The following is a 13,319-nucleotide window of genomic DNA, read 5'->3' as shown; positions in this document are numbered from 1 at the left end:
ATAGTTAATTTTTGGCTTAATGCACGATGTACTTCTGTACCATCATCACCAGCAAAATCTAATCCTGCTTGAGCTAAGGCTTGAAGATCTTTAATTGTTGCAATGTTATTTAAAGTAGGTCCCGTTTTATCTAATAAACCATCCTTGCCACGGGTTCCATCTTCACCTTTTGTACCACCAATTAAATCTTTTGCTTTATCAGGTGTAATTGCTTCATTATTATCATTATTATCTTGACCCAACCCGCTCTTACCTGTATCAGATGCTAATGTTGTATCTTCAGGGTTTACTGGAGTTGCACCATCTATTGGTTTACCATTTTCATCTATATCAGACTCTTTATATAAATTTCCTTTATCGTCTTTAACTAATGGATTGCCATCTTTATCGACTAATGTTAAATCACCAGCAGCACCTACTTGTTTTTCAAGAGCTTTTAGTTGCGATACATTTACAGCATCGGTATCATCTTCGCCAGCCGCAACATGGCTAATCTGTAAATCACCGGCAGAAATACCTGCAGTAGTGAATTTTAACTGATCAGAAATAGTCAAACCAGTGGCATCTACTTTTGGTGCTGTAGCAGCCGTACCAAAGGCCACACTACCATCAGCAGTCAAGTTAATATCCTTAGCTAATTTAAGTTCTAAACCATCAGTAGTATCATTAGCCACCACACCAATATTGCCAGTAGTTAACTTAGCTTTTGCTTCTGCAGTGGATACATCCGCCCCACCAGTAATAGTTAACTCATCACCTAAATCACGGTGAATAGCTGTCGTATCATCGCCAGAGTAATTGGTGCCGGTTGCGCGTAAACGTTTTAATTGAGCTACGTTAACTGCATCAGTATCTTCTAAACCAGCTGCTACATTAGTAATTTGACGAGTATAGCCTTCTTTACCAACAGAAACTGCACCTGCTCGAGCTACATATGGAGTAACAAGTTTTTCAATTTCAGCTTTTGCCTCACTATAAGCTGCTGTATTTTCTGGACTATTATTCAAGATCTGTACAAGTTCTTTATATCGATCAGCAAATCCATATTCTGCAGCAATTTTATCATTATAATATTCGCCTTTTATATTTAATAAAGGATCATATCCTTGAGCAGCAACACGTTTAGCAACCGAATCTGAGCCTAAAGCTACACCTGCGTTAGCGCCTACATTCGCATTTTGTCCTAATGCCACAGCACTATTAGCATTAACTGTAGCGCCATTACCGATACCTACGGAATATTTAGAGTTTGTTACGGCTGTACTTGTCCCAATAGCTATAGAATCTGGTGACTTATAAATTTGTGACGTATTGCCAATAATAACGGCATTATTAGACTCATCAACAGTAACACCACTACCTAAGGCAATCCCTTTTTCAGAAGAATAAATTTTAGCTGCATTGCCTAGTGCAACACCTTCTATAGATTTATCAATCGTAGCCTCTTGACCTAGTGCCGTTCCTTTTGCTGAATTAGTAATAACCGCATTAGGACCTACAACAGTTCCATACTCAGATTTTTCATCCACATAGGATGCATCACCAATAGCAATACCAAAATTACTTGCGACTTTTGGTAAATATTCTTCTGTAGTACTACCTTTTGCCTTACTATTGCCAATACCTATAGCACCTTGACCAGTTACATTGGTATTATAACCAAGAGCAACCGAATTAGAACCTGAAGCATCTGCCTTAGAACCAGCTGCTAATGCATATTGTCCAGCATGAGTACTAAAGCCTACAGCTGTCCCCTGATGACCATCTACTACACTATTTTGCCCAACTGCTAAAGAGGCATGACCACTTGCTTTTGCATCTACTATCTGATCAGGCGCAATATCAGTTGACGGATCCATATCAATATACTTTAATCCAATATCAATATTACTGCCAACTTGATTTAATTTAACACCACGATCTGCACGAAGAATTACTTCATTACCATTTTTAATACTAGTCGCTGTTCCTGTAGCCGTAGCATCGCCAGAATTAGGAGCTGTACTAGCAACTCCAACTCCCAATTTCCATGCAGAATCACCAATAGCAGATGTTACATCATCTTTTGTAGCAATATTGGTAACAGTAAATGGAGTATCTGTATCATTACGAGTAATGCTCAATGTACCATCTTGTAGAGTCACACCAGTAATATATTTATCTTGAAGACCAGTTACAGAAACTGTCCCTTTAGTGCCATTTTGATCTGTATTTAGCGTAATGCTTCCTGTTCCATCGTTATTATATAATGCTGTGCCATTTACTAACTTCGTATCTGTATCAACGGAGTTTACAGTATATTTAGTATAACCAGCTGTAGTATCTGTATCTACAGTTACATTAGTCCCGGCAGCTACTTCTACTTTAGCTGCTTTTAATTGAGCTACATTAACTGCATCATAATCATCAGCACCGCCCGCTACATTAGTAATACGACGACGATTTTCAGCTACTTTTGCATCACCAACTGTGTATTCTGCATTACCAACAGAAATAACACCATTTTCAGCAGCAAATTCTTCTTCAGACAAATATGCTTTGGTTTTTAAATCTGTAGGAACAAATGCTAATGAATTTTGACCTAAAGCAATTGAGTTATTTGAAGCAACTCGAGCTTGCTGGCCAATAGCAATGCCATTCTTAACCTCACCAGTTCCATCAAGAGTACTAGTAATAGAATTAGAACCAATAGCAATAGCATTGTCACCATAAGCACGTGCCCAATGACCAATAGCTGTGGCTTCTAACCCATTAGCATTGGCTTGTTTACCCATGGCCGATGCATAATTCCCTCTTGCTTTAGCAGCAACCCCTACTGCTACTGTGTTTGTATCATGTGCTTCCGCTCCAGCACCAAGAGCCGTATTTTGGTATCCAAACGCTTTGGCTGTATTACCAATAGCAATAGAATTCATATATTCTTGATTTGGTTTGCCAGAACTAGTATCATCATCTGCTACAGATAGCGAATGGTCAGGAATACCTTCTGATGGAGTTCCACCTTGTTCAGTTTTTTGACCAATATATGCTTTTTGACCAATGGCAATACTATTAACACCTTGGGAAGCAACAGAAGAGTTGCGACCAATTGCCACCGAGTCATCAGCATCAGCCTTCGTTCCTACACCAAGAGCAACGGCTACTAAACCTGATGCATTTGCTTCTCGCCCAATAGCAGTTGCTTGCTCACCAGCGGCATTTGCCATAAAGCCCACTGCAATAGTTTGTTCATTTGTGGAGTGAGCACCATAACCAATAGCCGTAGCAACATTACCAGAAGCAATAGTAGAAGCACCTAAGGCAACTGTCGCACTTCCACCAGTTGCTTTAGCATTATATCCAATGCCAACCGATTGACTTGTTGTTTCACTTTGAGAACCAATAGCAACACCCCAACCACCAGAAGTCTTTACTGTATTACCAATTGCAATATCACTAGTTCCAGTAGCTTGAGCTGCAGGGCCAATTGCAATTGCATTGCTTCCTGTAGCTCCTTTATTATCTTTATTAGCAGTTTGAGTGGATTTCACAGATAAATATTGAACCGCTCCTAATTTATCTGTTACCGTTTTAGATAATGCTAAATTGACTGTTTGACCATCTTTAGCAACAGTAGTTGTAATATTGCTATCACCATTAATAGCCAATTGTTGTGTTGCAAGATTTACATTACCAATAGCGGTACTATCTGTTTTTAAATTATCACCAGTCACATTCAATGTAACATTTTTTAATTGAGCTACATTGACTGCATCAGTATCTAATGTACCAGCTGCTACATTATTAATCTGGCGGGTTAAGCCAGTTTCGCTATCGCCTACGGAAACACCAGCAGCAGTTGCCTGCCATGTAGATATCATTTGATTAGATTCTTTAACTTTAGCGGCTAAAGCTGATTTCTTTTCATCTAATGTTGTTTCAGCAGTTGCCAAGTTTTTATCTATTTCAGCAATTTCTTCAGTAGTTTTACCATTTTTAGAATTTTGTAAGTCAATAACAGCTTGTCTTGCTGTATCCACTTCAGTCTGAGCGGCTGCTATATCAGTTTGAAGCGTATCATAAGCAGCTTTATTCGCTCCCAAGAAAGTTGTTAAGTCAGGATTTTTACCAGATGGGTCAAAGCCAAATACCCCTTTATCAACATTGGTTATAGAGTCTGCACCAAGGGCTACGCCAGATGCTTTATTAGCTTCGGCACGACTCCCCAGCGCCAATGTAGATTCACCAGTTGCATCTGCGCTAAAACCAACCGCGGTTGCATAAGTACCATCGGTATTTGTATTTCTACCAATAGCAGCAGAGAAATCACCTTTAGCTACAGCAATAAAGCCTAATGCTAAGGAATTCGTATTATGAGCTTCAGCACCTGCACCAAAAGCAGTATTTTGATAACCAAACGCCTTAGCATCTGTACCTACAGCGGTGGAGAAATAATATTTACTCTTGTCTAGAGGATTCGTCATTATCTCTTCGCTAGTACCTTTATTGCGATAGCCAGGATTAGCTGTATCACTTGGTTTTGTACCTGGATCTACAGCCTTTATTTCGCCAATATAAGCAGAGTTACCAATTGCTAAAGCAGAAGCGGCCTTATCAGTAATAATCGTGCCTTTACCAATCGCCACTGTTTCTACTGAATTAGAAGTTGCACTAGTGCCAATAACCACAGAGTTTCCTGAATTTATTGCTTTTGCTTGTGAGCCCAATAAAACAACTTGTTGTGAATTATCAGCCTGCGCTTTAACACCTGCAACAACTGCTTGCTTAGTCTTAGTTACTGCAACACCATCGCCTATCCCTATAGCATATGAACTTGCATTATCTATATTGGCAGCATCACCTAGAGCAATCGCTGATTGTGACAAGGCTTTGGCCTGCCCAATAGCAATACCATAACTAGTTGCTTGAGAACTCATACCTAGAGCAACACCATTAGTGCCTGTAGCCTTTGCCTCATAACCCATAGCAATACCAGTGACACCAGTTACATTAGCACTGGAGCCAATAGCTACAGCACCAGTGTTATTTGCTTTAGCATCAGAACCTAAGGCCGTAGCAAAGCCTTGACCTCCAGCAGCACTATTTTCACCAATTGCTACATTAGACACGGCTGTAGCTGTAGCATTTGGACCAATAGCAATAGAATTGCCACCAGTAGCACCTTTATTATCTTTATTACCTTCTTCATCAGAGTTAATAGATACATATTTGTATGCACTAGCATCTAATTTTGTCGCCAACTGCGTCCCCACAGCGATGTTTAAATCTTTCAATTGACGTAAGTTAACAGCATCAGTATCTTGACCACCAGCAGCTACATTTGTAATTTGACGAGTTACAGCAGCAGTAGTAATATTACCAGCTGCATCTTTTACGGCATCTTTACCTACACTGATGGCACCAGCCGTAGCCTTATATATAGAAGTATCTAACTTTTGATCACGTTGTGCATTAAATACAGCCTCTCTATTAGGTGTAATACCACCTAGGCGCCCAATAAATCCTGACTTATCACCACTTTGCGGAATATAACCATAGCCACCTGCTGCACGTTTAGCTTCTGAGCCACTACCTAAAGCCACCCCATCTGCTACAGTAGTTTTTGCCCCATTACCTAAGGAAAGACCATTTGCACCAGATACATTGGCACTATTACCTATAGCAATACTATTATCGCTTGTCACTTCTGCACTAGTACCTAATGCTAGACCATATTCACCATTAGCTTTAGCAAGTCTACCAACTGCAATGCCTTCCTTTTTTGTAACTGCAGCGGAACTTCCTAAAGCAACACTATCACTTCCGCTGTTTTCCGTATTCTGACCAATAGCAATAGAAGCAGACTCACTACTAATAGCACCTTCCCCAATAGCTATACCACCATCTTTAGCAGTATTTGTACCGTGTCCTAAAGCAACACTATTGGCTCCATTAGCTGTAGCGGAATAGCCTACCGCTGTAGCTTGACTACCAGCAGTAGTCATTGCACCAATAGCTGTGCCAGCTAGGTCGACAGTTTTAACCCCCAAACCAACAACAGTGGCATTATTAAATTTAACCTCTTTATTGCCAATAACAATAGTTTGAGTTCCTTCAGACTTTGCATCTTGACCAATAGCTATACCGCCTTGCGTTGCTTTACTATCTCTACCAATAGCAATACTACCATTGTAATTATTCACACTCTCAGCCTTAGCCTTATAACCAATAGCAATCCCACCTCCTAAAGCATTTGCGGATGTACCTATGGCATTACTATAAGAATCAGCATTTGCGGATGTACCTAAGGCATTACTAAAATTATCAGCTTTAGCAGCTGCACCAATTGCATTGCTACTTCCAGTTGCCTGAGCATTTTCGCCTGCATAATACTCTGTAGCTGCATCGGCAGAATACACAGACAAGCCTACCGTACCAACGAGTGCGGCAGCCACTAATTTAGATAATGCTTTTTTATCTTGGTTTGATTTCATTACCTTTACCTCGCTTTAATAACTTTAATAAAACAACATGTTTCACCAAAATCGCATCTATAAACTTTTAATAACTACGATTTCATTAACACACACTAAAAGATAAACTACTACTCTTTACCTTCCGACGACTTATATTATCCCCTCCAACTAAAATTAATTCATCATAATTTTCTTTAAGGTTCAAAATATTCTAAATTATTAGCATATGATTATATTAACTAAAAATTCATATACCTTTACTCCTCTATCATAGACTAATTATTTCAATGTAGTCAATTACCAATAGACGTTTACCCCCCTGATGTTTTTCTACAGTGTACACTTAATGTTCTAATTCATCAAATTACTAGGCACTAATCTAGATTACTCTTGTATTCATTAGACTTTTCCACTCATTTATATTTCATGTACACCTTCACATTTTTAAACGAATCGTGTAATTATATTATTCAAAAAAGCAGTCCTAAGGCCATTGCTTAAGACTGCTTTTATCAATAATATATGTATGCTATTTTGCTGTATTATTCACTTTATTCCATCCACACCTTAACAAATTCTAGGTACTTGGTCTTCACCCAGTTGATCAAGCAAGCGCACGCCACCAAGGGCAGTTTTCAAGCCCACTTTACCTGCATTAGCACTCAATGTTTCACCAATACAAGCCGCTTCATGGCCATATTTAGTCTGATGCAAAATGTCCAATACCTCATCAGCTACATCCGCTTCAACTACGAATACAGCTTTGCCTTCGTTGGCTAAGTACAAAGGATCATAGCCTAAAATGCTACATACAGATAACACTTCTTCGTGAATTGGCAAGGTGTCTTCATCTACCCGAATTCCCACTTGTGCCTGGCTAGCAATTTCATACAAAGTCGTAGCTAAACCACCACGCGTAGGGTCACGCATAACGGCCACTTTATCACCTACCGCTTCGAGTACAGCCATTACCATATGATTGAGCGGAGCACAATCCGTTTTAATCGTTTCAGGCAAAGCCAATTCATAGCGACTCCCCATAACGGCAATGGCATGGTCACCTAAAGAGCCCGATACAATAATTTTCATACCAGGCTTAACGCGCGCTGGGTCAATATGAATGGCCTCAGGAATTAAACCAACGCCAGCCGTATTAATATATAGGCCATCAACAGCCCCTTTTTCCACAACCTTTGTGTCGCCCGTTACAATCGATACGCCCGCTTCCTTTGCCATTTGAGCCATCGTAGCCAGTACAGTATCCAACGTTTTCATTGGCAAACCTTCTTCTAAAATAAGGCCACAACTTAGGTATAAAGGCTTAGCCCCATTCATAGCTAAATCGTTGACCGTACCGCACACAGCGAGTTTACCAATATTGCCACCAGGAAAAAATTGTGGTGTCACCACATAGGAGTCTGTTGTAAAGGCCATACGACCAGCGGGTACAGCAAATTGAGCCCCATCGTGCAATTTAGCTAAGGTATCGTTTTTAAAATGAGGCATAATATAGCGCTCCATCAATTCATGACTAAAACGACCACCATTGCCATGAACTAAGCGTATTGTTTCTTCCATAGTTAGCTCCTTTATTCTTCCCAAGTCATGCCACCACTAGCTCGACCATATTTATACCAAGCGGCACAACTGCCTTCTACAGATACCATGCAAGCCCCTACGGGATGATCCGCTGTACAAAGTTTACCAAATAGGCCACATTCATCAGGTCGAATTAGACCTTGTAAAACACGGCCACATTGACAACCTTTCGGGGCCCCACCACTTTCAATGGGACCTAAAGGAATCGCTCGTTCCGCATCAAAAGCGGCATATTCCCCTTTCAAGCGAAGGCCAGATTGGGGAATCGTACCAATCCCACGCCAAGTGTCATTAATCACTTCATATAATTCAGCCATTAATTGAATAGCTACTGGATTCCCTTTTTTCGCCACTACAGATTTATACTGATTGCCTACATAGTACTGCCCACTTTGACGTTGCTGTAATAAATCACGGACAGCCGCCAAAATTTCAAGGCCATCAAATCCAGCAATACACGATGGCATATGACATTCAGTCGGAATAAATCCATACGGTTCTTCACCAATAATAACGCTGACGTGCCCCGGTAAAATAAAGCCATCCAAATGGCCTTCTTTTTGATTCGCTAAAGCACGCAAAGCAGGGGGTACTAATTTATGAGACACCAAGAAAAATACATTTTTTACCCCTGACATAGCCACGGCTTTAACAGCGGCTGCAATCACGGCAATCGTCGTTTCAAAACCAATGGCTAAAAAGACGATTTTCTTATGAGGATTTGCTTTGCCAAGCTCAATAATTTCAAGGGGGCTATAAATAATATGAATGTGTGCGCCCTTACTCTTTGCTTCCCACAAATTGCTATGAGTCCCTGGCACTTTAAGCATATCGCCAAAGGTAGCCACTATGACATCATCCATAGCCGCATAGGCTAAGGCCTTATCCATATATACTTGATCGGTTACGCACACAGGGCAACCAGGACCACTGACTAATTCAATACCTTTTGGCAATAATTGTCGAATCCCTTCGCGAAAAATAGCCACTGTATGAGTACCACACACTTCCATGAAACGAACTGTTTCACCTGGTGTATGAAGGGCTTCTATATCTTTAAGCAGTTCCTTAGCGACCTGCGTTTTTTCCTGCAAAGTAATTTTCTTCAAGTTCTTCCAACTCCCTAAATGCATCCATCGTAGCTCTTGCTTCTTCTTCATCAACTACTTGTACAGCGCAGCCAGCGTGTACTAATACGTAGTCACCTACTTTGGCTTCCGGCACTAACATAAGGTTCACATCGCGCGTAACGCCAGTGAGTTCAATGGTGCCAATAAATTCATTTACTTTTATGAGTTGAGCTGGTACTGCTAAACACATACGCTTACCTCCTAACTATCTGGTGGTGATTATAATCGCTGTTGACCAAGCCACAATTGACCTAAGGCCAAACCACCATCATTAGGTGGCACTTGCCGTGGCAATAGCATAACTTGATCATGATTAATGCTCATCATTTCTTCTATGAGGCGACGATTCTGAAACACGCCACCACATAAAACAACTTGTTTTATTTTATATAAGGAACATAAATATTCCATAGTTTCCGTAATGCCATAGGCTAAAGTTCGGTGAAACGAGGCGGCTAGCACTCGCTTAGAAATACCATCTCCTAAATGGCCTATAATATCTTGCACTAAAGGTTTAAAATCAAGGACTTCCCCATCAAAGGTAAATTCCTTAATTTTGCCACGCTCACCATAGGCTAACTGTTCTAAGCTCATGGCAATTTGCCCATCAAAGGTATGCACATTACCAAGGCCCAATAAGGATCCTACGGCATCAAATAAGCGACCAGCGCTACTAGCTTGCACCATGGGCATGCCATGCGTCATCATTTGATCCAGTAATTGCCAATTTTCTGGTAACCCATTTAGCCAAGATTCTAACCAACTGGGAAGCGTATCACCATAAGTATCTCGAATATACCATAACGCTTGGCGCCACGGTTCTTTGACGGCTGCTTCACCACCGGGCAAAGGAGCTCCATGAATATGAGCCAAACGTTGCATGGTCGCACCTTGGCAGAGTAAAAATTCACCGCCCCAAATTGTGCCATCTAAACCATAACCCGTACCGTCAAAGCAAATCCCTAGCACGGGCTCTTCCTGCAAACCATATTCTGCCATAACGGCTGCCACATGGGCATGATGATGTTGTACAGACAAGAAGGGGATTCCATGAGTTTCACTATACGTTTTGCCATATTGACTAGCAAAGTATTGTGGATGGTAATCACCTACCACCGCTTCAGGCCGTAAACCAAATAAATCCTTATAGCGCTCTATAGTATGAATTAAACTTTCATTCATCGCTTCATTGGCTAAATCACCAATATGTGGCCCCATGAGGACTGCTTCACCACGATTCATAGCAAAGGCGTTTTTTAAGTCCCCTCCCATAGCTAGGACTGTAGTGGCTCCCTGCTTAGGCAAGCGCACATTAAAGGACGTAGGCACATAGCCACGACTACGCCGTATAGGTAATGTTTCACCCTTCACCACTTCAACTACAGAATCATCGACGGAAGCCACAATCCGTCGATTATGAACTAAAAAATAATCGGCTACGCTTTTTAGCTTCGCCTTCGCCTCAACATCTTCATAAATGACAGGTTCGCCACTACGATTACCACTAGTCATGACCCATACCGCACCGGGTGGTAGCCACACTTCATGAACTGGCGCATAGGGCAACATAATACCAATGTAATGATTATAAGGGGCTACAGCTGACCAAGCAACCTTCGCTTCCGATCGCTGTGGTAATAACACAATAGGCCGAGCCGGCGTTTGTAATAACGCTGCTTCTTCTGGTGTAATGTGGGCAATCTGACGAGCCGTTGCTAATGAATCTACCATGACGGCTAAAGGCTTATGAGGTCGTTGCTTACGATCTCGCAAACGCCACACCGCTGCTTCATTCGTGGCATCGCAGACTAAATGATAGCCACCTACCCCTTTAAACGCTACAATATGCCCAGACATAACATAGTCACGCCCTAACGTAAGTGGGTCTATTGGTATGTCTGAACCAGTCAAGGCCTGAAGCTCACCATTTACTACTTCATACAAAGAATATTGAGGGCCACATACAGGACAAGCATTAGGCTCCGCATGATAACGGCGATTAGTCTCTGTTTTATATTCCGTTTCACAAGCTTTGCAAAAAGGAAATTCCTTCATAGAAGTAAACTGACGATCATATGGCACCGTTTCAACAATTGTATAACGAGGCCCACAATGCGTGCAATTAATAAAACTATAATGGTAACGGCGATTCATAGGATCATGTAGTTCCTGACGACAGGCTTCACAAGGGGCCGTATCAGCACCAATAAAGGTAGCTGGCTGTTTTCCCGCAGGCGATGGTGCAATCACAAATAAAGCCTCTTCACCGAGGGATAAATCGGTAACAGTCACACTATCTATGCGAGCCAATGGGCCCTTGCGAATCTGCACTTGCTCTACAAAAAAGTCCACTGCTTCCTCTTTGCCCTGCACTTCAGTATACACCCCAGCATCGTCATTATATACAAAGCCTACTAAGTGTAATTCACGCGCTATAACGGCAATAAGGGGGCGAAAGCCAACCCCCTGTACTATGCCTGTAAATCGTATACCTTGTCGTTTCATAAATAGTTCCTTTACTATACTATGTATAACATCTGTGTATACTTTTCCCTTACATCCAATTATGCTGTTTTCGTTCTTGGAAGGCTGGATCCTCTTTTGGTACAATGCCTTGTTCTCGTAATTCATCAAGCTCTGCTTGAATCATAATTGCACATTCAATGCGTTTTTTCTGTAGCTCACAACCTAATGCATACGGCTCGTGAATGGTCCCTGTAAAGGTTTCATTATTAGCATGGCACCCACCAGAGCAGAAGAATTTAGCCCAACATTTTGCACATGTTGGTTTCGTAAATACGTGAGTATTGCGGAATTCACGAGGAATATCAAAGTTCTTAAGGCCTTCAAACACATTGCCTAACACATAGCCATCACGGCCTACAAATTGATGACAAGGATAAATATCCCCATTTGGCACAATCGCCATATATTCATGGCCAGCACCACAGCCACGCAACCGTTTCGCCATGCATGGACCACGATATAAGTCCATACGGAAGTGGAAGAAGTTAAACTTCTCACCCCAGCCTGCTTTTTGACGTTCTAAATATAAATCAGCTAGTTTTTCATATTCTTTCATCAATGCTGGTAAATCTTCGTCACGAAGTACGTATTCCCCTTCTTGACCTACCACTGGCTCCATGGATAAATGCTCAAACCCTAAATCGGACATGGCAATAACATCTTTGGTAAAGTCAAGATTATTATGAGTGTAAGTACCACGAGCATAATACTCTAGGCCATGACGTTGTTTAACGGCATTAATTAAATTTTTCGCTACCGTCTTATACGTATCCGTACCGCCCACGCTTGGACGCATGTGGTTATGTACTTCTTCACGGCCATCAATGGATAAGACCATGCTTAATTTATGTTCATTTAAATAGTCGATTTTCTCCTGCGTTAAGAGCACACCATTGGTGGTCATAGTCATTTTGAAAATCTTATTATGTTCAGCCCCTACTTTTTCCGCATATTCAATAGTTTGTTTCACTACATCCCAGTTCATAAGCGGTTCGCCACCAAAGAAGTCAATTTCCAAATGTTGACGAGGGCCACTCATAGAAATTAAAAAGTCAACGGCACGCTTAGCTACATCAAAACTCATGAGTTCACGTTTCACACCGCCATAATCCCCTTGGCTAGCGAAGCAATATTTACAAGCCAAATTACAATCATGGGCAATGTTCAAGCAAAGAGCCTTAACAATGGGCTTTTCAGCGGCTACTAATTTAAAATCTTCAGACATTGGTGCATAGAGCATTTCGTCTTTGATTAATCCATCGATTTCATCTAGCAATTCATCTAGCTCAGCTGGCGTTTCTACCCCATCTAGCGCTTTATGAACCTCCGCCCGATTTGTGCCGTCGTAAATATCTAGCACACGATCAGTTAATTCATCGATGACATGAATAATGCCACTATTTACATCAAGACAGAAATACTTATCCTTCATCTTGAATTTGTGAATCATTGGTTTTAATTCTAACATGGTACCTCCATATATTTTAATAGTTATTACTACGTTTATATTATACTACATCTCTCTGCTTTTTAGTCTTAAAAAAAGGTTCTACCATATATGAAAGAATTACATAGGCACGAAAATCGCTCGCCCCACTCTCTCCCATAT

The 13,319-nt window shown here is 41.1% G+C and carries 6 protein-coding genes; all 6 read right to left on the bottom strand.

From position 1 onward, the window contains the following. A partial coding sequence (locus VER_RS08460; RefSeq protein ID WP_162100397.1) for a hypothetical protein occupies positions 1-6,473 on the bottom strand: 6,473 nt, incomplete at its 3' end. A gap of 549 nt (positions 6,474-7,022) precedes the next feature. Next, positions 7,023-8,033 carry a hydrogenase expression/formation protein HypE gene (hypE, locus tag VER_RS08455; RefSeq protein ID WP_162100396.1) on the bottom strand — a complete coding sequence of 337 codons (1,011 nt, stop codon included), beginning with the start codon at positions 8,031-8,033 and terminating at the stop codon, positions 7,023-7,025. Between the two features lie 11 nt (positions 8,034-8,044). After that, on the bottom strand, positions 8,045-9,163 hold the full coding sequence (hypD, locus tag VER_RS08450; protein ID WP_162100395.1) for a hydrogenase formation protein HypD: 1,119 nt from the start codon (positions 9,161-9,163) through the stop codon (positions 8,045-8,047). Continuing rightward, entirely contained in the window at positions 9,123-9,374 is a 252-nt protein-coding gene (locus VER_RS08445; RefSeq protein ID WP_162100394.1) for a HypC/HybG/HupF family hydrogenase formation chaperone, read from the bottom strand. Before VER_RS08445 ends, hypD begins: the two co-directional genes overlap by 41 nt. Before the next feature lie 29 nt (positions 9,375-9,403). Beyond that, positions 9,404-11,689, bottom strand: coding sequence for a carbamoyltransferase HypF (hypF, locus tag VER_RS08440; RefSeq protein ID WP_162100393.1), 2,286 nt, complete (start codon positions 11,687-11,689; stop codon positions 9,404-9,406). Between the two features lie 49 nt (positions 11,690-11,738). Continuing rightward, entirely contained in the window at positions 11,739-13,178 is a 1,440-nt protein-coding gene (gene scfB / locus VER_RS08435; protein ID WP_162100392.1) for a thioether cross-link-forming SCIFF peptide maturase, read from the bottom strand. Positions 13,179-13,319 lie beyond the last annotated feature (141 nt).

Source organism: Veillonella sp. R32 (genome assembly GCF_010093125.1).
GTDB lineage: Bacteria > Bacillota > Negativicutes > Veillonellales > Veillonellaceae > Veillonella_A.
The sequence above is the reverse complement of the archived record's forward strand: the minus strand, read 5'-3'. Positions and strand labels throughout refer to the sequence as shown.